Consider the following 22,094-nt stretch of genomic DNA (forward strand, 5'->3'; position numbering starts at 1 on the left):
ATCAAGGGACCTTGCGGTCGGTCGTCGCCGTCAACAATGCGCTCGCGTCAGCGGTTGACGATCCAACTCGGCAACAGCGCGACCGTGCGCCGTGAAGGCCACGGCTCGCCTTGCCGACATCGTTGACATCACTGCTAATCGTGCAGCGGCTCTCCAACGACCGAAGGCGACTTCGGCTTCTGGCCCAAAGGCGACCAGCCTCAATGTTTGCTCGACGTCTGCCTCAGAGAGCTACGCGGACCAAGACGAATTCGTCTGCACAGCCTAGGCAAGGCCGCCATCGACCCGAAAACACTGGCTGGTGATGCGCTGGCTTTCGTCGGAGGCGAGGAACAGCGCCATATTGGCGATGTCCTCTGGCGTCACGGCGTCCGGAACGGCCTGTCGCGAGCGCATCTCGGCGATGACCTGATCGTCCGGATACCACAGCCGGCGCTGGCGCTCGGTGATGACCATGCCCGGTGCAATCGCGTTGACGCGGATGTGGTCGGGGCCGACCAGCCGGGCCAGCGAGTTGGTGAACCCGACGATCGCCGCCTTGGCCGCGGCATAGACCGGGAGCGCCGGGGCGCCGCGCATCCAGGCGATCGACGACATGTTGATGATCGAGCCGCCGCCGCGCGCCTGCATCTGCGGCACGACGGTCTGCGCGGCAAAGAAGACGTGCTTGAGATTGACGCCGATCGTCCAGTCGAACTCGGCGGGCGTCACTTCGCTCAGCACCTGGCGCTGATCGTTGGCGGCATTGTTGACGAGGACGGCGGCGTCGCCGAGCGCACCGTGAACCTGCGACATCGCGGCGCGCAAGGCGTCGATGTCCAGGAGATCACAGGGCACGAACAGCGGTGTGTTGTCCGATGCCGCCGACACCTCTGCGACCAGCGCGCGGCCGGCCGCTTCGTCCACATCGAGGAACGCAACGCGCGCTCCCTGGGCCGCGAAGGCGCGCACGAAGGCGGCCCCGATGCCGCTGGCGCCGCCGGTGATCAGTACGACGCGGTCGGCAAGTCCGGCATAGCTCGTCTTTGTCATGCGATCAGTCGCTCCGTCTCGGGGTCGAACAGGCAGATGCGGCGCGTATCGAGCGCGAAGGGCGCCACCATCCCTGGCGGGGGGCGGATGTCCGGCGTGATGCGCGCCAGCGCGGACTCGCCGCCGAGCCGCAGCAGCACGATGGTTTCGGCGCCGGTGGGCTCGACCATCTCCACCGGCGCGTGGACGACGATGGGCGCATCGGCGGAGAACACGCGGTTGCCCTCCGCGATGCATTCCGGCCTGATCCCGAACACCACCTCGCGGCCGAGATAAGGTGTTGCCGCGTCGTATCCCTGCAGGCGAAGACGAACCTCGTCCGGCCGGCCCGCGCCGATCACGACCACGGGCCCACCGGCGTCGGCCTCCAGCCGCGCCGGCATGGTGTTCATCGGAGGCGAGCCCATGAAGCGCGCGACGAACAGATTGGCGGGATAGCGGTACACGGTATCGGGATCGGCAAACTGCTGCACCACGCCGCGATGCATCACGGCGATCCGCGTCGCCATCGTCATCGCCTCGATCTGGTCGTGGGTGACATAGATGATGGTCGCGCCGATGCGCTGGTGCAGTCGCTTGATCTCCATGCGCATCTCGACGCGCAGTTTCGCGTCGAGATTGGACAGCGGCTCGTCGAACAGGAAGAGCAGGGGATCACGCACCAGCGCGCGGCCCATCGCCACGCGCTGGCGCTGGCCGCCGGATAATTGCGAGGGTTTGCGGCCGAGCAGCGGCTCGATCTGGAGCAGTCTGGCGACGTTCGCGACCGCCTTCTCCTGCTCGGCCTTGGGGACGTGACGGCATTCCATGCCGAAGGTGATGTTCTGGCGTACCGTCATCGACGGGTAGAGTGCGTAGGACTGGAACACCATGGCGATGTCGCGGTCTTTCGGCGGGACGTCGTTGACGACGCGCCCACCGATCTCGACGGTGCCTGCGCTCGGATGATCGAGCCCGGCAACGATGTTGAGCAAGGTGGACTTGCCGCAGCCGGACGGCCCCACCAGCACCGTGAACTCGCCGCTTTCGATGTCGAGATCGATCCCCTTCAGCACCTCGAGATTGGCGTAGCGCTTCGACAGGGTGCGAATGCTCAGTGCTGCCATGACAACTCCATCATTTCACGGCCCCGGCAGTCAGGCCGCGGACGAAGTATTTGCCGCCGAGGAGATAGATCAACAGCGTCGGGAGCGCCGCGATGATCACTGCGGCGCTCTGCACGCCATGCTGCGGGATGTCCGCGACGGCGGCGGACAGCGCGATGAGAGCGGCGGTGACGGGCTGCTGCTGGCCGCTCGTGAACGTCACGCCATAGAGGAACTCGTTCCAGATATGCGTGAACTGCCAGATCACGGTGACGACCAGGATCGGCCCCGAGAGCGGCAGGATGATGCGCCAGAAGATGCGGAAGAACCCGGCGCCGTCGATGCGCGCGGCCCTGATCAATTCATGGGGAATGGCGACATAGTAGTTGCGGCAGAACAGCGTGGTGAAGGAGAGCCCCTGGATGGTGTGGATCAGCACGAGGCCGGCGAGCGTGTTGATGAGACCGATGTCCCGCAGCACGATGGTCCAGGGCAGCAGGCGCATCTGCTGGGGAAGGAACAGGCCGAGGGTCACGATGCCGTAGATCCAGGTGTCGCCGCGAAAACGCCAGAGCGACACGGCGTAGCCGGCGATCGCACCCAGCAGGGTCGAGAAGATCGTTGCAGGGATGGTGACGAGCGCGGAGTTCAGCATGTACGGCCGGATGCCGGCGCAGGTCTCGGCGACGCAGAAGCCGCTCCAGGCCGTCAAATAGTTGCTCCAGGCCCAGTGCTGCGGCCAGCCGATCATCGAGCCCTGCGCGATCTCCTCGTTGCTGCGGAGCGAATTCAGTACGACGACGGCGAGCGGCGCGAGCCATGCTGCAGCGATCAGCAGGACGACGAGGTAGATCAAAATTCGACTTGCCACGAAGGAGCGCTCACGCATGGGCGGCCCGCCGTCGCTGGACGTATCGCCACGCTGCATATGGCAGCAGCACCGCGAGCAGAATGAGCAGCATGAGGACCGCCGCCGCCGCGCCCCGGCCGAGCAGGCTGCGCTGGAACATCAGGTCGTAGACGACCAGTGCCGGCAGCTGGGTCGCGATCCCCGGTCCGCCATTGGTGAGCGCGCGGACGAGGTCGAACGTCGAAATCGCGAACTGCAACTGGATCACGACGACAGTGATGGTGATCGGCCAAAGCGACGGCAGAATGATGCGCCGGTAGATTCGAACTGGCCCGGCACCGTCGATCTGCGCCGCCTTGACGATGTCGGCATCGACGGACCGGAGGCCGGCAAGGAACAGCGCCATGGCGAAGCCTGAGGATTGCCAGATCGCGGCGATCACGATGGTCCAGATCGCCATGTCGCGGTCGATCAGCCAGTCGAACTTGAAGGAGGCCCAGCCGAGGTCGTGGACCAGCTTCTGGATTCCAAGGCCGGGATTGAGCAGCCAACTCCAGACCGTGCCGGTGACCACGAACGACACCGCGAGGGGGTAGAGGAAGATGGATCGCAGCACGTTCTCTCCGCGAATGCGCTGGTCGAGCAGGATTGCGAGGGCGAGGCCGGTCACCAAACTCAGCAGCACGAAGGCGCTGCCGAACAGCAACAGATTGTCGAAGGCGATCTGCCAGTTACGCGATGCCGCGACGGCCGAGTAGTTGCGTAACCCCACCCAGCCCGAAACCGGAACGAGCGTGGACGGCGTGAACGAGATCCAGACCGTCCACAGCGAGAACGACACGAGGTGCGCGGCGGACAGCAGCAGCGGCACCCAGATCATCAGGTATTCGGGCAGCCGGCGCAGCCATTCGGGAAGCGCCGGCCGGCCCGGCCTTATCGAGACGGCATTGGTCAACGTGCGCCCTCGACGGCCTGGGCGAGGCGCGTGGCTGCCTGGTCGGGCTTGATCGTCTTGTCCTTCACGTACTCCGTGATCACGTCGATCATCGCAGCCGTCATGCCGTTTTCCTGCGCCATGTTGTGCGCCATGCTCAGAAGGGCTTGATTGCTTGCGATAGCGCTCTTGAGGGCGGCCGAGGTCGTTCGTTGCCCTTCGGACCAGCCTTCGCCAGACAGATCGACATCGGTGCGAACAGGGATCGATCCCGTGATCTGCGAGTACATCGTCTGGATCGCGGGATCCATGACGAGCTGGGCCATCAGCGTCTGGCCGGCTTGCAGGTCCGCCTCCTTGCGCTGCCAGAAGATGAAGGCGTCGGCGTTCAACAGGAACACCGGCTTGCCATTGTCGCTGGGGCCTGGTGCGATCAGGAAGTCCTCGAACTTGAAGCCGGCGTTGCGCAATACGCCCTGCGCCCAGCCGCCCATGATCATCATGCCCATGTTGCCGTCGACGAAGCGCTTGAGGTTGGTCGAGAAGTGCTGGGCGCCGACATTGGGATCCATCCAGTCGGCGATCTTGCGCACCTGTGCGAACGCGGCCTTGATCTCGGGTCCCTCCAGGGCCTTCTTCTCGAGATTCATGATGGCGGCGCGATATGCGAGGGGACTGATGCCGGCGAGAGCGGCCTCGAATTTTTGCCCGTCATCCGGACGGGTGCCGCCGTTGGCGATGGGAGAGGCGACACCGCCTGCTTTCATCTTTTCGGCGAGATCGTTGAAGTCAGCCCAGGTGACGGGAATCTTGTCCGCCTTGGCCTTGTCCATCGCGCGCTTGGACAGGAACAGCATGTTGGTGCTGTAGATCTGCAACGGCAGTGCGATCCATTTGCCGGCCGGCTTGTGCAGTTTCGCAAGGTCCGGAGCGACGACCTTCTCATAGCCGGCGGCGGCGACGACCGCGTCGAGATCGACAGTCGGGGCGATCTTCGACCAGGCTGCGATCTCGGGACCCTTGAGCTGCGAGCAGGCCGGCGGATCGCCGGCCATGATCTGAGCGCGCAGCTTGTTCATCATCTCGGTGGTGAACCCGGGAACGGGCGAGTGCTGCCAAACCCCGCCTTTCTCCTCGAACTTCTTGCCGAGCGCGGTAATGGCCGCCCCGTCGCTGCCCGCGGACCATTGCGAGATCGCGGTCAGGCGCGGTCTGACCGCGCCTTGCGCGCGGGCAAAGGCCGGCAGTGCGAGCGCGGCGGCAGATCCAGCGAGCAGACGGCGCCTTGTTGTCGTGATCGGCATGGCAGTTCCTCCCGGTGTGAATTCTCTTGCGTGCGAGCCGCGCAGCTTCAGGCCATCTCAGGCGGCCTCCGTCGAGGCGGCCGGCATGCCGCCGCGGCAGGCGAGGCAGAACGCGGCGAAGGCGAGTGCGGCCCTGGGATCATTGCCGTTCGACGGTGGCACGAAGGCCAGCGACACCCGCGCATGCTCGCGGCCGCCGAGCAGGCAGGCGTCGACGCCGTCGACCAGCGCTTTCCGATCGCCCTCCGCAAGGAGCGAGGGCCAGCCGGAGATCGCGACGCCGTGACAGGGCTTGACGTTCAGCGTGTTGCCGATCGCGAGCCCGAGGCGATAGAGGCGAAGCCGCAACTCCTGGCGCACGCGCGAGGAGATCGGGATCGCGGTGACCCAATCGTTGCCGAGCTGGAGCAATTCCGGCTCGGGCACGCCGAGTAGCTCGGCCAGCGCCGGAAGCGACGTATGGGCCTCGACACAGCCGATGTGGCCGCAGCGACAGCGCGGTCCGCCTTCGCCAAACACCATGTGACCGAGCTCGATCGGCTGGAGTGCGTCGGTCTCGACAGGATCATCCATCCAGGCGCCCGCAACGCCATGGCTGACAAAGACGAACAGGTGCGTGTCAGTGAACGGATAGTTTTCCGTGCGGCAGCGATGGAATGTGGCGTGCGCCACGACCGAATTGGTGAATTCGACGGGCACGCCTGCGAACATCTCGCCGAACATGTCGCTGATGCGCCCGACGTCACAGGGAATGATGGGGTTGCCCGCGGCGCTCAGCCGGCCGAGGCCCGGAATGGAGACTCCGACCTGCGAGAGGACGACGCGGCGGCGCCGCGCCCAGTCGCGCAACAATGTCATCGCTTCGCGAAACGCCCGGCCGACGGTCTCGACGGTCGGCGTCTTCGGCAGCGGCATGCGTTCAGTGTAGTGCAATTCGCCGGACAGGCCGCCGACGCCGAAGCCGAGGTGCTGCGCCGTCAGCTCGAAGGCCGCGAGCGCGACCGAGCCGTCGAGCGACACCAGGCCGGTCGGGCCGCCGACGTAAGGGGCAGGGCGCCGCACTTCCTCGATCAGGCCCTCGGCCTTCAGGTCAAGCAGGATACGCGACAGGCTCGCTTCCGACAGGCGCACGGCTTTCGCCAGCGGCGGACGAAACGAGCCGCCGGACTGAAGCAGATGAGTCAAAATGGCAGCACGCGTCTGCCGCCGACTTCTCGGCTGCTCCGGCATTTCCATCCCTATCGTCATTCTTACTTAGAGTAAGAATTTGCGCGCGGAGCGCTCTGGCTGTCAAGGCGTTTGCAGCCGCCGGCGTAGTCTTGTTGTTGTGCGCGGCAGCATCGGGAGTCGGCCGATCGGTCTCTGTGCTTTGCCCTCGACAAGCGCATGCACAAACAAAAACGACGCCATCCTGCGATGGCGCCGTTTCGAAAGCCGTATCGGCTTGGATCTTACTTGCGATCCTTGATCGCGACATAGTCGCGCTTGGTGACGCCGGTGTAGAGCTGGCGCGGACGGCCGATCTTCTGCTGCGGGTCCTCGATCATCTCGCTCCACTGGCTGATCCAGCCGACGGTGCGGGCGACCGCGAACAGCACGGTGAACATCGAGACCGGGAAGCCCATCGCCTTCAGCGTGATGCCCGAATAGAAGTCGACGTTCGGGTACAGCTTGCGGTCGATGAAGTACTGGTCGCTGAGCGCGATGCGCTCGAGCTCGAGCGCCACCTTCAGCATCGGATCGTCGCCATGGCCGGTCTCCTTGAGCACGGCGTGACACATCTTCTGCATGATCTTGGCGCGCGGATCGTAGTTCTTGTAGACGCGGTGCCCGAAGCCCATCAGGCGGACTTCGCTGTTCTTGTCCTTCACCTTGGCGATGAACTCGGGGATCTTGTCCACGCTGCCGATCTCGGCGAGCATCGCCAGCGCTGCTTCGTTGGCGCCGCCATGCGCCGGGCCCCAGAGGCAGGCGATGCCGGCGGCGATGCAGGCGAACGGGTTGGCGCCGGACGAGCCGGCGATACGCACCGTCGAGGTCGAGGCGTTCTGCTCGTGGTCGGCATGCAGGATGAAGATCTTGTCCAGCGCTTCAGCGAGCACCGGATTCATCTTGTAGTCCTCGCACGGCACGGCGAAGCACATGTGCAGGAAGTTCTCGGCGAACTTGAGCGAGTTCTTCGGGTACACGAAGGGCTGGCCGACCGTGTACTTGTAGGCCATCGCGGCCAGGGTCGGGATCTTCGCGATCATGCGCATGGAAGCGATCATGCGCTGCTTGGGATCATTGATGTCGGTGGAGTCGTGATAGAACGCGGCGAGCGCGCCGACTGCGGCCACCATGATCGCCATCGGATGGGCGTCGCGGCGGAAGCCCTGAAAAAAGCGGGCCATCTGCTCGTGCACCATCGTGTGATGGATCACGCGGTCGTCGAAATCCTTCTTCTGCGTGGCGGTCGGCAGTTCCCCGAACAGCAGGAGATAGCAGGTCTCGAGGAAGTCGCCATTCTCGGCGAGCTGCTCGATTGGGTAGCCGCGGTATTCCAGCACGCCCGCGTCGCCGTCGATATAGGTGATCTTGGACTGGCAGCTCGCGGTGGAGGTGAAGCCGGGATCGTAAGTGAACAGGCCGGACTGGCCGTAGAGCTTGCCGATATCGATGACATCAGGCCCGACGCTGCCGCTATGGATCGGGAGATCGTAGTTCTTGTTTCCGACCGTCAGCGTAGCGGTCTTATTGCTCGATTTTGCGTCCATCAGAGGTCCCCGATGTATGGTGAAACGGGCGGAGCCGGAGGCCCCTTTGAGAGATGATGGGGCAGGCCGGATGTTCCAGAAGGTACGGGGGAGATGGGTATATTATTGCTGTGTGCGCTGCAAGATCACCCCACGCATGCTCGACTTACGTCGTAGACTGATCCTTAAGCCGGCCGAGGCTTTCCTGGCGTCCGAGGACGTCCAAGACCTCAAATATACCAGGCGACGTCGTCCGCCCGGTCAGCGCGGCCCGCAAGGGTTGGGCGACCGCGCCGAGCTTGAGACTATTTTCCTCGGCAAAAACACGCAGCGCCGCTTCGGTGGCGGCGCCGTTCCACGTCTCGACTTTCTCCAGCGCGGAATTTAGCTCGCCGATCAGCTTGCGGTTCTCAGGCGTCAGCAGCGCTTGCGCCTTGGGATCGAGCTCCAGCGGCCGGTCGGCGAAGATGAAATAGGCGCTGTCGATCAGCTCAATCAGCGTCTTGGCGCGCTCCTTCAGGGCCGGCATGGCCTTAAGAAGCTGGGCGCGCGTGGTGTCGTTTAACTTGGCCTTAAGCTCGTCGCGTGCGGGCACGAGATGGTCGAGCACGTCCTCGAACATCTTCACGAGTGATTGATCGTCGGCGTGGCGGATGTAGTGGCCGTTGAGGTTTTCCAGCTTGGCGAAATCGAACCGGGCGGCGGCGCGGCCGACGCTGGCGAGGTCGAACGCCGCGATCATCTCCTCGGTCGAGAAGATCTCCTGGTCGCCATGGCTCCAGCCGAGCCGGACGAGGTAATTGCGCAGCGCGGCCGGCAAATATCCCATGGCGCGGTAGGCGTCGACGCCGAGCGCACCGTGGCGCTTGGAGAGCTTCGAGCCGTCCGGGCCGTGGATCAGCGGGATGTGGGACATGCTCGGCAGCGCCCAGCCCATCGCATCGTAGATCTGCTTCTGGCGGGCGGCGTTGATCAGATGATCGTCGCCGCGGATCACATGGGTGACGCCCATGTCGTGGTCGTCGACCACCACCGCAAGCATGTAGGTTGGGTTACCGTCGCCGCGCAGCAGGACGAGGTCGTCGAGGTTCTCGTTCTGCCAGACCACGCGGCCCTGGACTTGGTCCTCGATCACGGTCTCGCCGGTCTGCGGCGCGCGGAGCCGGATCGTCGGCTTGACGTCGGATGGGGCTGTTGCGGGATCGCGGTCGCGCCACAGGCCGTCGTAGAGGCGGGTGCGGCCCTCTGCGCGTGCCTTCTCGCGCATGGCAGTCAGCTCCTCGGCGGTGGCGTAGCAGCGGTAGGCCTTGCCGTCGGCGAGCAGCTGCTCGGCGACCTCGCGGTGACGCGCGGCGCGGCTGAACTGGTAGATCACCTCGTCGTCCCAGCCGAGCTCGAGCCATTTCAGGCCGTCGAGGATGGCACCGATCGCGGCCTCGGTGGAGCGCTCCCGGTCGGTGTCCTCGATCCGGAGCAGCATCTTGCCGCCGTGCTTCTTCGCATAGAGCCAGTTGAACAGCGCCGTGCGGGCGCCCCCGATATGGAGGAAGCCGGTCGGGGAGGGAGCAAAGCGGGTGACGACGGGGGAGGTCATTCTTGGCAGGGCCTATGCATTGGAAGCGGTGGTATATAGCAGGACCGGAGCATAACTAAAGCCCGGCAGCGGACCGCTTAAGGCTTGGCTCAGCCAAGCGAATTTGGCAGAAGGACCGCTGATTTCCCTACAGGATTTTCGTAATGACAGAACCGGTGGCTGCTGAGGTTGGGCGCGATTTCATTCGTGACATCATCCAGGCCGACCTCGATCAGGCCAAGTACAGGGAGATCGTGACCCGGTTCCCGCCGGAGCCGAACGGCTATCTCCATATCGGCCACGCCAAGTCGATCGCGCTCAATTTCGGCATCGCCCAGGAGTTTCCGGGCCGCTGCCATCTGCGCTTCGATGACACCAATCCGGTCAAGGAAGAGCAGGAATATATCGATTCCATCCAGGCCGACGTGCGCTGGCTCGGCTTCGACTGGGGCAAGAACCTGTTCTTTGCCTCCGACTATTTCGACCGGTTGTACGAATGGGCGGAGCAGCTGATCCGCGACGGGCTCGCCTATGTCGACGACCAGTCCCAGGAAGAGATCCGCCTGGCGCGCGGCACGCTGACCGAGCCCGGCAAGAACTCGCCGTTCCGCGACCGCAGCGTGGACGAAAACCTCGACCTGTTCCGGCGGATGAAGGCCGGCGAATTCCCGAACGGCGCGCGCGTGCTGCGGGCCAGGATCGACATGGCCGCCGGCAACATCAATCTGCGCGACCCCGTGCTCTACCGCATCCTGCATGCGCATCATCCGCGCACCGGCACCAAGTGGCACATCTATCCGAGCTACGATTATGCCCACGGCCAGTCGGATGCGATCGAGGGCATCACGCATTCGATCTGCACGCTGGAGTTCGAGGACCACCGGCCGCTCTACGATTGGTTCATCGAGAAGCTGCCGGTGCCGTCGAAGCCGCATCAGTATGAGTTCGCGCGGCTGAACCTGACCTATACGCTGCTGTCCAAGCGCGTCCTGACCCAGCTCGTGCGCGACGGCCATGTCGCCGGCTGGGACGATCCGCGGATGCCGACCATGGCGGGGATGCGCCGCCGCGGCGTGCCGCCGGCCGCCTTGCGTGAATTCGTCAAGCGCATCGGTGTTGCCAAGGCCAACAGCGTGGTCGACGTTGGCATGCTCGAGTTCTGCATCCGCGAGGAGCTGAACCGCACGTCGCAGCGGCGCATGGGCGTGCTCCGGCCGCTCAAGGTGGTGATCGAGAACTATCCGGAAGGGCAGACCGAGGAGCTCGAGGCGATCAACCATCCCGACGATCCCTCGGCTGGCACGCGCAAGATTACGTTCGGCCGCGAGCTCTATATCGAGCAGGACGACTTCATGGAGAACCCGCCGAAGAAGTTCTTCCGCCTGTCGCCGGGCAACGAGGTGCGGCTGCGCTACGCCTATTTCGTCAAGTGCACCGGCGTGATCAAGAACGACAAGGGCGAGGTGGTGGAGCTGCGCTGCACCTACGATCCCGCGACCAAGGGCGGCAACGCGCCTGACGGCCGCAAAGTCAAGGCGACCATGCACTGGCTGCCGGCGGCGAATTCGGTGCCCGCGGAGATCCGCATCTACAATCAGCTGTTCGCCAATCCGAGCCCGGACGCATCGAACTTCGCGGCTGATCTCAATCCGAACTCACTGGAGATCCTGTCCGACGCACGGATCGAGGCTTCGGTCGCGGAGAGCAATTCGGCCGAGCCGATGCAGTTCGAGCGCCAGGGTTATTTCGTGCGCGACAAGGACTCGACGCCCGGCAAGCCGGTGTTCTCGCGCACCATCGGCCTGCGCGACACTTTCGCGAAAGAAGTCGCAAAGGGCTGACCACATGAGCAATGAAGCCCACGCCGTCGTTTCCACCATCATCGCGAAATGGTGCGCCGGCTTCGTGACGCTCGACGCGGCCGCGCTCTCGTCGCTGTATTCGAGCAACGCGTTCTTCTTCGGCTCCAACCCGAAGCTCTATCGGGGCAGGGATGGCGTCGTGGATTATTTCAACGGCCTGCCGCGCTGGCGCAAGCCGAGTGCCGTGTTCTCCGATGTGAACGCCGCGCAAGCCGGCCCTGATCTGATCAACATGGCCGCGACCATCTCGTTCGATCTCGGCGGCGAGCGGGACGATCTCGTCGTCAAGATGAGCTGGGTCATCATTCGCGAGGGCGGCGACTGGAAGATCGTCAATCATCATGCCTCGGCGAAAGCGCCGCTGATCTGAGGGGCCGCACGGCATCGTCATTCGCCGTGAGAGAACGAACGGGCTTCCTGCGCGTTGTGTGGGTCCAGAAGAGGAACCCACCATGCAGAACATCGCAGAACATATGGAAGTAATCGGCGCCGACGGCGTCCATGTCGGTACCGTCGACAAGGTCGAAGGCAATCGCATCAAGCTGACCAAGAAGGACAGCGGCGAGGGCAGCCACAAGGGCCACCATCACTTCATCGACAAGGGCCTCGTTGCCGGCGTCGAGGGCAACAAGGTGCGGCTGTCCGCCAAGGCGGACGTGGCCGTGACCATGGAAGAGGAAAAGTAGGGCGCGGCCTCCCTCGTTCCCGGTCTGTACCGCTATTCGCCCGGGGATTATATACTTGAAACCACACGCCCCAACGGATAGAATCGGCGCTGCCGACGGTGATTTGCCGCCGGCTGGCGCGCCCGTGTTCACTCCTGCTGCCAGGGATGCCTTGGAAGAGGCGTTCCTGGCTTGGCAGTCGAGGAATGATCACGCTTTATCGTTGGGTGGCACTGGCGACGTGGTCGGCTTGGTGTTGACCCTCAACGCTGCACTCGCGAATTCTTCGTAGCGCTCCTCAGTGAGGCCGACCGCGTCATGAAATGCGATAGATGCCCTTAGTATCTTTTCGACGTGCGCTATGAATGACGGGAGCGTAAAAGTGTATTCGATCGGATCGTAATTTCCGTGTCGATTACGCTGTATGAAGGTCACTTCCGTGTCTGTGTGATCGACAAAGGAATGCGCAAAGACGTTCCGTAGGCTTTCGTTTTGGATGATCTTTAGGCTCGCTAGGATCGCCGATTGTTGAGGGTCATTGTTGCGCTTGACTAGTGCGGTAAGGAGGCGGGCCTTACGGTTGAAGTCCATGCCGGCAGTAAGTAGGTGTGTTTCTTCGTCGGCCAGCTCCAAATACTTACCCACCGCGTAGTCAAGGGCGAGTTCTGTTGCTTGCCAGATGCCGAAGAAGCGGCCAAATTCAGATGTGAATTCGTCTCGAACAGCGAGTTTTTTATCGGTCATGAAGCCCCCAAAGGCCGAACAAGAATACGACGAAAAGGAAGCCCAAGCGCGTTTCGAGGCTGCGCTACGCGGCGCGCTCAAGACACCAGCGAAGCCGCTGAAGCAAAAGCCGAAGGTGAAGAAGGCCGAAGAGAAAAAATCAGGTGACAGAGAAGATTAGCGATCACGCTTGGCGAGCGGCTTGCGTGCGAGTGCAGCGTCGATACCGTCCCGCAGCCGCTCCAACATGGTTCGGTTCATTGTTAGCGCGATTGCGGTCAGGTCACCTGTCAAGAAATGTACGCTACCAGACCTACCGTTATCTTCCATGTCCACCTGAGGAACGTTCGGAATGTCCCAGTGATGTAGTTGGCGGTATTCAACCATTGCGAAGCCTCCCCCGAAAAAGCGAGCCTAGCGCGTCCGCCAGTATTTGACGAATCGTGGTTTGGGCTTTGCAGGCGGGTATTTTTTATTGCGCCAGCGAAGGAAGCGCCGGGCCTGCCGCTTGAAGTCGGGCTTAGTGAGATTGACGATACGTCAGACGCTTGCCAGCCGCCCCTTTGATGGCAAGGTCCGCACGTTCCCCGTCCTCGATGCCGAGCGCAACGCGGTTGCTGTAGCGGAAGTCAAATTCTGAGAGATAGCGGTGCAGGTGCTTTTCAGCGCAGTGCTGATAGACGCCCTTCATGCCGCGCTTGAAGATCGAATAGTAGCCTTCCACCGTATTCGTGGTGATGACCTTGTCGCCTTCACGGCGGACGTATTCGTCCTTGCTGTGCTTGACGCTGGCGTGGTCGAGACCTTCGATTTCGGCAATGATCTTGTATGAGCCGGCTTCGTCCGTCATCAACTGAGCTTCTCGGCTCAGATTGGCGCGGATGATGGGCAGAATGTCGCCAGTGCGAACGCCGTCAATGTGGAAACTGCGGGCCGAGCCGCCGCGTTCAACCAGCGTCAATACAACGTTCTTATGAGCCCAAGCGGCCTTGCCCTTCTTCATGCCTTCTAAGCGGCCGAAGAAAGTCTCGTCCACTTCAACCGGCTTGCCGCCACCACCCATCGGGGGCAGCAAGCCGCCAGCGCGCATTGCTTCACGGATGCGATGCGACAAGAACCAAGCCGACTTGTAAGTGATGCCAAGCGTGCGGTGCAGTTGATGGGCGCTGACGCCCTTCTTGCTGGACGACATCAGATAGAACGCCTGAAGCCAGACGTTGAGCTTGATGTGGCTGCTTTCCATCACGCTCTTGGTCGTGACGGAGAAGTCCTTGCGGCACTCCTTGGAGCCGCAGCGATAGACGCCGGGCTTCTTGGTGGCAAAGGATGCGTTCACGGTGCCGCAGTGCGGGCAAACGCGCTCAGTGCCCCAGCGAAGGGCTTCAAGATAGGTCCGCGCAGCCTCGACGCTCTGGAAGTGCGGAGCATTGAGGCTGGCGTTCTTGATGGGCGGCTTGGCTGCGGGCATAGGCTCGTTCCGAGTTGATGCCCGTGTCTACAGTTTGTACCTTGTGGTGTCAAGTATATAATCGCCATTCGCCCCCTCGCACGTTCCGGTAGCCTCGGTGCCAATGGCGTCGCGTAAGGTGCAGGGACATGGCGGAGCAGGGCCGGCCGGTACGGTCCCAGGGAGTTGCCGGGACGTGGCCGGTCGGCCGTGCTGCACCGGCTGGCGGCTTCGCGCCGGCAGGCTTTGGCGCCTGGCCGGCAATCGTCGAGACGCTACGTGAATGGGCCCGCGCCGAGGCCGGCGCGGGGCGACTCTTGCCGTGGGTGCCTGTCGCCTTCGGCGGCGGCATCGCGCTCTATTTTGCCGCCGATCATGAGCCGGTGCTGTGGGTTGTTGCGGCGACGGCGATCGCCTTCCTGTTGGGCGCGATGCTGTTGCGGCGGAGCCGGCTGTTTGCGCCTGCGATCATGATCGCGGCGGTGGCGGCCGGCTTTGCCGTGGCAACCTGGAAGACGGCGCGCATCAGTCACCCCGTGCTGGCCAAGCCGCTCTATTCGGTGTCGCTGTATGGTTTCGTCGAGGCCCGCGACATCCGCGAGCGCACCGATCGTTTCGTGCTGCGCGTCACCGCGATGGAGGCCCAGCGCAGCGACGTCAAGCTGGAGCGCGTCCGCCTGTCGGTGCGCAAGGGCACTGCCCCCGAGGTCGGCAGCTTCGTGCAGCTCAAGGCGCGGCTGATGCCGCCGCTCTCACCGGTACGCCCCGGCAGCTACGATTTTTCGCGCGATATGTTCTTTCAGGGCATCGGTGCATCCGGCTTCGTGATGGGCGCGATCACCGCTTCCGTCCCGCCTGATGCCGGCGGCTTGCGGCTGCGTTATGCCGCCTTCATGCAGGGCCTGCGCGATGTGATCGACGCCCGCATCCGCGCCACGCTCGAGGGCGACAACCGCGCGATCGCGACAGCGCTGCTGACCGGGCGGCGCGATGCGATTTCCACGCCCGTCAACGACGCGATGTTCATCTCGGGGCTCGGGCACGTGCTCTCGATCTCCGGCTATCACATGGCGACGGTCGCGGGCGTCGTCTTCTTCGCGGTGCGCGCTCTGCTGGCCTTGATCCCGGGGCTGGCGGCCGGCTTCGCCATCAAGAAATGGTCGGCCGCGGCGGCGTTGGTCGCCGCTGCGTTCTATCTGCTGCTGTCTGGCGCGGAGGTGGCCACGCAAAGGTCGTTCTTCATGACGGCGGTGGTGCTGATCGCGGTGATGGTCGATCGCCGCGCCATCACGTTCCGCACGCTCGCGGTGGCGGCGCTGATCGTGCTCGCAGTCGCGCCGGAAGCGCTGGTGCATCCGAGTTTTCAGATGTCGTTCGCCGCGACGCTCGGACTCGTCGCGCTGGTGCAGATCGGCATGCCGAACCTGTTTGCCTCGCCCGACCATTCGGCGACCGCGCGCGTCGCGATGTGGGGCGGCCGCGAGATCGCGATGCTGTTCCTGGCCTCGCTGATCGCGGGGCTTGCGACCACGCCCTACGCTGCCTTTCACTTCCACCGCGTCACGCCCTACGGCGTGCTCGCCAATCTCGGCGCAATGCCGGTGGTTTCGGCGCTGGTGATGCCGGCCGGGCTGCTGGGCCTGCTCGCGGCGCCGTTCGGGCTCGACGGCGTGTTCTGGTGGCTGATGGGGATCGGCATCGACTGGATGGTCGTGGTCTCGCGCTGGGTGACGGCATTGCCGGGCGCCGTCGGCCGCATCCCAGCGTTCGGTATCGCGCCGCTGATCGCAGCGAGCCTGGGGATCATCGTGATGGGCCTGTTGCGCACGCCCTTGCGCTGGTGCGGTGCCGTGGTGCTGCTGGCTGCCATCGGCTGGGGACTGTCGGTGCGGCAGCCCGATATCCTGATCGCAGGGGACGGCGCGAGCGTCGCGGTGAGGGGCGGGGACGGGCGCTTGCATCTGATCAGGACGGGCAAGGACAATTTCCTGCTGAGGGAATGGCTGTCTGCTGACGCCGATCCGCGCGATGCCGGCAGTGGCGCGCTGGCGAGCGGCATATCGTGCGACGAGTCCGGCTGCGTCACGCCGCTCGCCGACGGTCGGCTGGTCGCGCTGGCCTCGCGCATCGATGCGCTGGCGGATGATTGCAGCCGGGCCGCACTGGTGGTGACGTCACGGCCCGCGCCGCCTGATTGTGCGGCGATGGTGGTGGATCGGCAGCGGCTTGGTCGCCAGGGCGCGCTGGCCTTGACGCAGCGTGGCGACGGCTTTTCGGTTCAGGCGGTGAGGGCGAGGGGCACCAACCGTCCCTGGTCGCCGGCGGCTGCCGGCGAGGGAGATTTCGAAGGAGCGCTCATGCCAAGGGCAGCGGCTTCGCGCAACAAGGATGCGACCCCCGCGGAGGCCGATCTTCAAGCGGAGGACTAAAGTCCCTGTCAGCCGATCGGCAGTCGCGTGACCGTCGGGCGGCTGTCGGCGATGATCTCACGGTTGCGCTCGTTGACCGGCTGGGTTACCGGCAGCTGCAGCACGGTTGCGCGCTGGCCTTCGACGAGCTGCGTCACCAGCACGGATTTGCCGTCCGGGAATTCGATCGCGTCATGGTGGCGATCGGGAATGTGCGGATCGATCTTGCCGAACTTGCCGACGCGGGAGTTGACGGTGCGCGTCCAGATCCAGCGGTTATCGTAACGGAGGTTGTCGGCGAAGGCGAGCTCCGTTCCCGGTAGCAGGCAGACCGCGACGGAGAGATTGGCTTCGGAGGCGAAGCCGCGTGTCGAGGTGCCGCGGAACGTTGTCGTGACGATCGTCTCGCCGACTTCTGCGGGGCGCGTCGCGACGGCATGCAGGCTGTAGTCACACATCGGGTGCTCCTCAATGCAGAGATAGCGACCCGCACCTCTTTTGGAGGCGCGGGCCCCTACCAGAGTGGAAGCACGTGACGGTCTGCCCGGTTGTAGGCAAATCTGCGGCTCGGATCGGCGAGCCGAGATCACATTATCTTTCCCGAATTCAATAGGAACAAAGTTGGCGCCCATGCATTCGGCAGGCGCGTGTCGGCGGCCCGCAGGCGAAGCGTATGTGTTCAAACAGATTGATCGCGTCGTGGGGGAAAGGGGGGCAATGCTTCTTCGCGCGCCCGGCCGATGATGCCGCTGCGGAAGAATAGGGCCGGATAGTCTGTGCAATACCAGAAAGACTATCCAGCCGGAGCGGACCATCATCCGCTCCAATCTCTGATCGGCGATGCCGATCGAAGCCGCACGCACGAGGCGCAAAGACTTCTTGATCGAGGACTTCCGGACTCAGTACTTGCGGTACAGCCCGATCAGCTTGCCCTGAATCTTCACGCGGTTCGGCGGCAGGATGCGCACCTCATACGCGGCATTGGCGGGCTCCAGGGCAATCGAGGCGCCGCGGCGGCGGAAGCGCTTGAGCGTGGCTTCCTCGTCGTCGATCAGCGCCACGACGATGTCGCCGGTATCGGCGCTCTCGTTGCGCTGGATCAGCGCCATGTCGCCGTCGAGGATGCCGGCCTCGACCATGGAATCGCCGCGCACTTCGAGTGCGTAATGCTCGCCGGAGCCGAGCATGTCGGGCGGTACGCTGATGGTGTGGCTGCGGGTCTGCAGCGCCTCGATCGGGGTGCCGGCCGCGATGCGGCCCATCACGGGCACCGCAACGGGCCGCTCGCCCTCGTCTGCGGACGGGCTGGAGCTCGCGCGTACCTTGCCGAGATTGCCCTCGATGACGCTTGGCGTGAAGCCGCGTCGGGTGCCGGCGGCAGCCTGGAGCTCCGGCAGCTTGATCACTTCGATCGCCCGGGCGCGGTTGGGCAGGCGGCGGATGAAGCCGCGCTCCTCGAGCGCGGTGATCAGGCGGTGGATGCCTGACTTCGAGCGCAGGTCGAGCGCATCCTTCATCTCGTCGAAGGACGGCGGCACGCCGCTTTCCTTCAGACGTTCGCTGATGAACCGCAGAAGCTCGTATTGTTTGCGCGTTAGCATCTCGACCAAAGTCCCCCGGTTGATGTCGTTCGATTCCGAGACGGATGAGTTCAGCTATAAGCCGCTACATCCTCGAAACAAATCATGAACGGACACTATATGTTCGATACATGTTCCGCAACTGCTTAATTTAGCGTGAACAGAACGAAGCGCGCGGAATGCGTGTGGCCGCGCAGGTCAGACGGGGAGCCGCAGCATCTCGCAGGGGCTGCCGGCCTCGGCCTGTGGCGCAAACGGTGCGCGCACGAGAAGTACTTGTGCCGCAGCAAGATTCGCAAGCAGAGAGGAATCCTGATGGCTGACGGGAAGAGCGACGAGCGTGCCGTCGTCGCGCAGCTCCAGGCGCGCGCGCAGATAGTCCTCGCGCTGGTCGTTGGCACCGAGATCGCGGCCCAGCACGGCGCGCTCGCGATGATGATGAATCACCGAACGGCCCGACAGCGCGCGAATCAGCGGTACCATGAACAGGAAGGCGCACACGTAGGACGACACGGGATTGCCGGGCAGGCCGATCACGCCCATCGTCCCCAGCCGTCCGTGCATCATCGGCTTGCCGGGCCGCATCGCGATCTTCCAGAACGCCATCGCGATGCCTTCGTCCGTGAGCGCCTGCTGGACCAGATCGTGGTCGCCCACCGATGCGCCCCCGGTCGTGATCAGGATGTCGGCGCCGCTTTCGCGCGCGCGGCGGATGCCGGCGGTGGTGGCGGCTAGCGTGTCGGCGGCGATGCCGAGGTCGATCGTCTCGGCCCCTTCCTGTCTGGCGAGCGCATGCAGGGCGAAGCCGTTGGAATAGACGATCTGGCCGTGCCCGGGTGTGGCGCCCGGCATCACCAGTTCGTCACCGGTGGCGAGGATCGCGACCTTCGGGCGGCGGCAGACGGCAAGCTGCGGATGGTTCATTGCCGCTGCGAGCGCGAGGTCGCGCTCTGTCAGTCGGGTCCCTTTGCGCAAGAGGACATCACCCTCTCGGAAATCGACGCCGGCGGGGCGGATGTGCCGACCCACGATCGCGGCTTCCTTGATCGTGACGCTCTTGCCGTCCGCAATGGTGTCCTCCTGGATCACGACCGCGTCTACGCCGTCGGGAACGACACCGCCAGTGAAGATCCGCACGGCTTCGCCAGCGCCGACCCGTCCTGTGAACGGACGGCCCGCTGCGACCTCACCGATGACAGTCAACCTGGAATCGATCGCTGCCGCGTCGGCTGCGCGCACGGCGTAGCCGTCCATCGCCGACATGGCTTGCGGCGGCTGCGTGCGCCGCGCGGCGACGTCCCGCGCGAGCACCCGGTGGTGGGCTTCGTCGAGCGGAACCATCTGTTCAGGCAGCGGCTCAACGCCCGCCAGCACCGCGGCAAGGGCGTCGGAAACCGGCATCAAGGCCACGGCGAAACTCCTGCTCGGCACGTTCGGACGAAATGTTCCGACAGTGTTCTAACCGAGCGCGGAGGCGGAGGCAAAATTGCGGAGCAGGACGCCCATCCTGCCGCTTGCAGCCCGTATCGAAGGCAGGCTCAGGCTTGGCGTCGCATCATCCAGACGATGAGACCGATCGGCAGAAGTGGGCCATCCCGAGGACGAGAATGACGGCCGCCACGGCTTGCTCGCTCAACGCCTGCTCGGCGCATCCGGGCTGACAAATGCGACGTCGGGAGCCTTTGGGCCTTGATCCTTGTCCGGCAGCGGATCGGCCTGGGATTTCAGGTCGGCGGCCTTGCTGATCAGCTTGGCGGAAAGGTCCGAATCCGAGGTCGTTCTGGCGAATTCGAGCAGCAGAGAGGCCTGCTTGGTGAGATAGGTTTTGCCCAGCACGTCGATAAGTCCGATGTAGAAGTCCCAACGGAGTGATGAGTCCGAAGGGAGGTATTCCGTTCCCGGAACTCTGTATAAAAATGCACAAAGCGATCAGGTTCCCGATCTGTTGCAGATTTGGTTCCTGAAAGCGTGTCTGAAGCTGGGTGGCGGGCTGGTTTCAGATGCCCAACGCCTTCAGGGCGTTTCCAACGTCGCGTGGCGACGTCACATGCACCGCCGTCAGGCCGCGTACCCGCGCGCCTTCGACATTCTCGGCGAGGTCATCGAAGAACACGATACGCTCCGCGGGCACGCCGATCGCGGTGACGACGTGGTCGAAGGCTTCCGCATCCGGTTTGCGCAGGCCGATGCTGGACGACAGATACAGCGCGCGGAAATGGCCGAGCAATTCGCCATATTCCCTGGAGAAATAGTCGACATGCGGCCGGTTGGTGTTGGAGAAGGCGTAGAGCGGCATCTGCTTCGCCGCACGCGGCAACAGCTCGGCAATGTCAGGCATCTCGCCGGCGAAGATCGCGTTCCAGCCTTCCAGGAATTGCGCGTCCGAAATGCCGATGCCGAGAGAAGCACGCAGCGAGGCGAAATAATCCTCGTCGCTGATCTTGCCGACCTCATGCAGCCGGTAGGCCTCGTCACGCACATAGCGCGCGACGATGGCCTCGGGCTGGCAGCCGGCATGTCCCGCCCAGCAGGCGATCGCCTTGGAGAAGTCGATGTCGAGCACCACGCGCCCGAGATCGAACAGCAGCGCATCGGCGCTGCCGGGAGAGAGCGATGTCACCTGCATCCTTTCACTCAGTAACGGTACGGATCGTGGTCGAACAGCGGGAATGCGCTGAACACGCTCGGTGCGTTGGTGGCGGTCGCCGGATGCAGGCAGGCTTTGTCGACCTCCGCGAATGACGTGGCGCCCAAAAGGCCCAGGCAGCGCAGCACCTCGTCCTCCAGCAGCTCCAGCATCCGCGCGACGCCGGCTTCGCCCGCCGCAGCCAGCGCCCAGCATTGCAGCCGTCCGATGCCGACGAGGTCCGCGCCCGCCGCGATCGCCTTGACGATGTCGGTGCCGCGACAGACGCCGCCGTCGACCATGATCTTGGCGCGGCCCTTCACGGCTTCGACGATCTCGGGCAGCACATGCATGGCACCGCGGCCGTGGTCGAGCTGGCGGCCGCCATGGTTGGAGACGTAGATCCATTCGACGCCGTGGTCGACCGCGATCCGGGCGTCCTCGGCGGTGGCGATGCCCTTCAGGATCAGCGGGATCTTGAACTTGTCCTTGATCATCTTCACGGTCCGCCACTCCAGGCCCTTCTGGAAATCGCCGCCGGTGGCGCGCAGGCGGCTCTCGCGAACGTAGCGCTTGGCGATGTCACGCTCACGACGGCTGTAGTGGGCGGTATCGACGGTCAGGCAGAAGCCGGCATAGCCGTTCTTCTCGGTGCGGCTGACGACATCGGCGACAAAAGCGTCGTCTCCGCGGACATAGAGCTGATAGAGCCGGAGCGCATCGGGAGCGGCTTCGGCGGTCTGCTCCAGGCCGGGCTCGGACACCGAGCTCAGCATGTGCGCCGCACCGAAGGTGCCGGCAGCACGCGCGACGCTCGCCGCGCCATCCGGATCGAAGATCTCGAGCGCGCCGACGGGGGCGAGCACCACCGGCAGGCGCATCCTGCGGCCGAACTGCTGAACCGAGCCGTCGACCTTGCGGACGTCGCGCAGCACCCGCGGCCGGAAGGCGATCTCGTCCAGCGCCATCCGGTTGCGGCGCATCGTGGTTTCGGTCTCGGCGGCGCCGACGATGTAGTCCCAGGCGTTCTGGTTGAGGTTGGCCCGCGCTTTTCGGACGAATTCGTGCAGGTTCTGAAACGGCTCGTTGCTGGCGCCGAGCTCGACGTTCCGTTCCGGTTGGATCCGGGGTGCTTCGTTCATTGTTATCCTCCCGAGAATTTGAAGCCTTGTGTCATCGCCTAACCCGTCCAGCGCTCCAAAACCATCCTAAAATGACATGGCTGCGAGGCGTGGACCGGCGCACCGATTCCCGCTGTAGGGTGTCTATG

At 64.2% G+C, this 22,094-nt stretch carries 22 protein-coding genes; 5 read left to right on the forward strand and 17 right to left on the reverse strand.

All coding sequences use genetic code 11. The features are described from left to right. Nucleotides 1-264: 264 nt before the first annotated feature. The 8 genes from IVB24_RS20350 to gltX all read right to left on the reverse strand — a co-directional run bounded on the left by IVB24_RS20350 (nucleotide 265) and on the right by gltX (nucleotide 9,534). Nucleotides 265-1,032 (reverse strand): SDR family oxidoreductase, encoded by a 768-nt coding sequence (locus IVB24_RS20350; protein WP_247768295.1) that lies wholly within the window; start codon nucleotides 1,030-1,032, stop codon nucleotides 265-267. Further along, entirely contained in the window at nucleotides 1,029-2,138 is a 1,110-nt protein-coding gene (gene ugpC / locus IVB24_RS20355) for a sn-glycerol-3-phosphate ABC transporter ATP-binding protein UgpC (RefSeq protein ID WP_247768297.1), read from the reverse strand. The genes IVB24_RS20350 and ugpC overlap by 4 nt, the downstream gene beginning before the upstream one ends. A gap of 10 nt (nucleotides 2,139-2,148) precedes the next feature. Further along, nucleotides 2,149-3,006 (reverse strand): carbohydrate ABC transporter permease, encoded by an 858-nt coding sequence (locus tag IVB24_RS20360; protein WP_247768299.1) that lies wholly within the window; start codon nucleotides 3,004-3,006, stop codon nucleotides 2,149-2,151. Next, nucleotides 2,999-3,922: a sugar ABC transporter permease gene (locus IVB24_RS20365; RefSeq protein WP_247768301.1), complete on the reverse strand. Its 924-nt coding sequence runs from the start codon at nucleotides 3,920-3,922 to the stop codon at nucleotides 2,999-3,001. The genes IVB24_RS20360 and IVB24_RS20365 overlap by 8 nt, the downstream gene beginning before the upstream one ends. Then, nucleotides 3,919-5,205: an ABC transporter substrate-binding protein gene (locus tag IVB24_RS20370; RefSeq protein WP_247768303.1), complete on the reverse strand. Its 1,287-nt coding sequence runs from the start codon at nucleotides 5,203-5,205 to the stop codon at nucleotides 3,919-3,921. Before IVB24_RS20370 ends, IVB24_RS20365 begins: the two co-directional genes overlap by 4 nt. Nucleotides 5,206-5,262: 57 nt before the next feature. Next, nucleotides 5,263-6,441 carry an ROK family transcriptional regulator gene (locus tag IVB24_RS20375; RefSeq protein WP_247768305.1) on the reverse strand — a complete coding sequence of 393 codons (1,179 nt, stop codon included), beginning with the start codon at nucleotides 6,439-6,441 and terminating at the stop codon, nucleotides 5,263-5,265. 215 nt (nucleotides 6,442-6,656) lie between these two features. After that, entirely contained in the window at nucleotides 6,657-7,961 is a 1,305-nt protein-coding gene (gene gltA / locus IVB24_RS20380; protein WP_247768307.1) for a citrate synthase, read from the reverse strand. Between the two features lie 145 nt (nucleotides 7,962-8,106). Next, the gene (gene gltX / locus IVB24_RS20385; RefSeq protein ID WP_247768309.1) at nucleotides 8,107-9,534 is read right to left on the reverse strand and encodes a glutamate--tRNA ligase; all 1,428 of its coding nucleotides are present in this window, start codon (nucleotides 9,532-9,534) and stop codon (nucleotides 8,107-8,109) included. 143 nt (nucleotides 9,535-9,677) lie between these two features. On the opposite strand from gltX, the gene IVB24_RS20390 reads away from it, so the two are divergent. From IVB24_RS20390 to IVB24_RS20400, 3 genes are all read left to right on the forward strand, one after another. Then, complete coding sequence (locus IVB24_RS20390; RefSeq protein ID WP_247768310.1) at nucleotides 9,678-11,354, forward strand: glutamine--tRNA ligase/YqeY domain fusion protein; 1,677 nt, start codon at nucleotides 9,678-9,680, stop codon at nucleotides 11,352-11,354. Nucleotides 11,355-11,358: 4 nt separating this feature from the next. After that, nucleotides 11,359-11,745 (forward strand): nuclear transport factor 2 family protein, encoded by a 387-nt coding sequence (locus tag IVB24_RS20395; RefSeq protein WP_247768312.1) that lies wholly within the window; start codon nucleotides 11,359-11,361, stop codon nucleotides 11,743-11,745. An 82-nt stretch (nucleotides 11,746-11,827) separates the two neighbouring features. After that, entirely contained in the window at nucleotides 11,828-12,061 is a 234-nt protein-coding gene (locus IVB24_RS20400) for a DUF2171 domain-containing protein (RefSeq protein ID WP_015685840.1), read from the forward strand. A 189-nt stretch (nucleotides 12,062-12,250) separates the two neighbouring features. Here the strand turns inward: IVB24_RS20400 and IVB24_RS20405 are convergent, their stop codons facing one another. Then, nucleotides 12,251-12,784 (reverse strand): hypothetical protein, encoded by a 534-nt coding sequence (locus IVB24_RS20405; RefSeq protein WP_247768314.1) that lies wholly within the window; start codon nucleotides 12,782-12,784, stop codon nucleotides 12,251-12,253. Here IVB24_RS20405 and IVB24_RS20410 point away from each other — a divergent pair. Beyond that, complete coding sequence (locus tag IVB24_RS20410; RefSeq protein ID WP_247768316.1) at nucleotides 12,783-12,944, forward strand: hypothetical protein; 162 nt, start codon at nucleotides 12,783-12,785, stop codon at nucleotides 12,942-12,944. The genes IVB24_RS20405 and IVB24_RS20410 overlap by 2 nt on opposite strands. Here the strand turns inward: IVB24_RS20410 and IVB24_RS20415 are convergent. Then, nucleotides 12,941-13,150, reverse strand: a complete 210-nt coding sequence (locus IVB24_RS20415) for a hypothetical protein (protein ID WP_247768318.1) — start codon at nucleotides 13,148-13,150, stop codon at nucleotides 12,941-12,943. The two genes, IVB24_RS20410 and IVB24_RS20415, sit on opposite strands and share 4 nt — an antisense overlap. Nucleotides 13,151-13,283: 133 nt before the next feature. After that, on the reverse strand, nucleotides 13,284-14,231 hold the full coding sequence (locus tag IVB24_RS20420; protein ID WP_247768319.1) for an IS1595 family transposase: 948 nt from the start codon (nucleotides 14,229-14,231) through the stop codon (nucleotides 13,284-13,286). 128 nt (nucleotides 14,232-14,359) lie between these two features. Between IVB24_RS20420 and IVB24_RS20425 the strand changes: the two genes are divergently transcribed. Continuing rightward, a complete protein-coding gene (locus IVB24_RS20425; RefSeq protein ID WP_247768321.1) occupies nucleotides 14,360-16,639 on the forward strand; it encodes a ComEC/Rec2 family competence protein in 2,280 nt (759 codons plus the stop codon). 8 nt (nucleotides 16,640-16,647) lie between these two features. Here IVB24_RS20425 and IVB24_RS20430 read toward each other — a convergent pair whose 3' ends face one another. The 6 genes from IVB24_RS20430 to IVB24_RS20455 form a co-directional block, all read right to left on the reverse strand. Then, on the reverse strand, nucleotides 16,648-17,076 hold the full coding sequence (locus IVB24_RS20430; protein ID WP_247768323.1) for a hypothetical protein: 429 nt from the start codon (nucleotides 17,074-17,076) through the stop codon (nucleotides 16,648-16,650). A 441-nt stretch (nucleotides 17,077-17,517) separates the two neighbouring features. After that, nucleotides 17,518-18,219 carry a transcriptional repressor LexA gene (lexA, locus tag IVB24_RS20435; protein WP_094977873.1) on the reverse strand — a complete coding sequence of 234 codons (702 nt, stop codon included), beginning with the start codon at nucleotides 18,217-18,219 and terminating at the stop codon, nucleotides 17,518-17,520. Between the two features lie 177 nt (nucleotides 18,220-18,396). Next, nucleotides 18,397-19,608 (reverse strand): gephyrin-like molybdotransferase Glp, encoded by a 1,212-nt coding sequence (gene glp, locus IVB24_RS20440; protein WP_247768325.1) that lies wholly within the window; start codon nucleotides 19,606-19,608, stop codon nucleotides 18,397-18,399. Between the two features lie 222 nt (nucleotides 19,609-19,830). Continuing rightward, a complete protein-coding gene (locus IVB24_RS20445; RefSeq protein WP_094977729.1) occupies nucleotides 19,831-20,034 on the reverse strand; it encodes a hypothetical protein in 204 nt (67 codons plus the stop codon). Nucleotides 20,035-20,194: 160 nt separating this feature from the next. Next, nucleotides 20,195-20,824: an HAD family phosphatase gene (locus IVB24_RS20450; protein ID WP_140479908.1), complete on the reverse strand. Its 630-nt coding sequence runs from the start codon at nucleotides 20,822-20,824 to the stop codon at nucleotides 20,195-20,197. 8 nt (nucleotides 20,825-20,832) lie between these two features. After that, nucleotides 20,833-21,966 carry an alpha-hydroxy acid oxidase gene (locus IVB24_RS20455; protein WP_247768327.1) on the reverse strand — a complete coding sequence of 378 codons (1,134 nt, stop codon included), beginning with the start codon at nucleotides 21,964-21,966 and terminating at the stop codon, nucleotides 20,833-20,835. Nucleotides 21,967-22,094: the final 128 nt, after the last annotated feature.

The organism is Bradyrhizobium sp. 192 (assembly GCF_023100965.1).
Classification (GTDB): Bacteria; Pseudomonadota; Alphaproteobacteria; order Rhizobiales; family Xanthobacteraceae; genus Bradyrhizobium; species Bradyrhizobium symbiodeficiens.

Coding starts and splice junctions, on each gene's coding strand:
- IVB24_RS20350 (WP_247768295.1), bottom strand. CDS start 1,032: ATGACAAAGACGAGCTATGCCGGACTTGCCGACCGCGTCGTACTGATC.
- ugpC (WP_247768297.1), bottom strand. CDS start 2,138: ATGGCAGCACTGAGCATTCGCACCCTGTCGAAGCGCTACGCCAATCTC.
- IVB24_RS20360 (WP_247768299.1), bottom strand. CDS start 3,006: ATGCGTGAGCGCTCCTTCGTGGCAAGTCGAATTTTGATCTACCTCGTC.
- IVB24_RS20370 (WP_247768303.1), bottom strand. CDS start 5,205: ATGCCGATCACGACAACAAGGCGCCGTCTGCTCGCTGGATCTGCCGCC.
- IVB24_RS20375 (WP_247768305.1), bottom strand. CDS start 6,441: ATGGAAATGCCGGAGCAGCCGAGAAGTCGGCGGCAGACGCGTGCTGCC.
- gltA (WP_247768307.1), bottom strand. CDS start 7,961: ATGGACGCAAAATCGAGCAATAAGACCGCTACGCTGACGGTCGGAAAC.
- gltX (WP_247768309.1), bottom strand. CDS start 9,534: ATGACCTCCCCCGTCGTCACCCGCTTTGCTCCCTCCCCGACCGGCTTC.
- IVB24_RS20390 (WP_247768310.1), top strand. CDS start 9,678: ATGACAGAACCGGTGGCTGCTGAGGTTGGGCGCGATTTCATTCGTGAC.
- IVB24_RS20395 (WP_247768312.1), top strand. CDS start 11,359: ATGAGCAATGAAGCCCACGCCGTCGTTTCCACCATCATCGCGAAATGG.
- IVB24_RS20400 (WP_015685840.1), top strand. CDS start 11,828: ATGCAGAACATCGCAGAACATATGGAAGTAATCGGCGCCGACGGCGTC.
- IVB24_RS20410 (WP_247768316.1), top strand. CDS start 12,783: ATGAAGCCCCCAAAGGCCGAACAAGAATACGACGAAAAGGAAGCCCAA.
- IVB24_RS20405 (WP_247768314.1), bottom strand. CDS start 12,784: ATGACCGATAAAAAACTCGCTGTTCGAGACGAATTCACATCTGAATTT.
- IVB24_RS20415 (WP_247768318.1), bottom strand. CDS start 13,150: ATGGTTGAATACCGCCAACTACATCACTGGGACATTCCGAACGTTCCT.
- IVB24_RS20420 (WP_247768319.1), bottom strand. CDS start 14,231: ATGCCCGCAGCCAAGCCGCCCATCAAGAACGCCAGCCTCAATGCTCCG.
- IVB24_RS20425 (WP_247768321.1), top strand. CDS start 14,360: ATGGCGGAGCAGGGCCGGCCGGTACGGTCCCAGGGAGTTGCCGGGACG.
- IVB24_RS20430 (WP_247768323.1), bottom strand. CDS start 17,076: ATGTGTGACTACAGCCTGCATGCCGTCGCGACGCGCCCCGCAGAAGTC.
- lexA (WP_094977873.1), bottom strand. CDS start 18,219: ATGCTAACGCGCAAACAATACGAGCTTCTGCGGTTCATCAGCGAACGT.
- IVB24_RS20450 (WP_140479908.1), bottom strand. CDS start 20,824: ATGCAGGTGACATCGCTCTCTCCCGGCAGCGCCGATGCGCTGCTGTTC.
- IVB24_RS20455 (WP_247768327.1), bottom strand. CDS start 21,966: ATGAACGAAGCACCCCGGATCCAACCGGAACGGAACGTCGAGCTCGGC.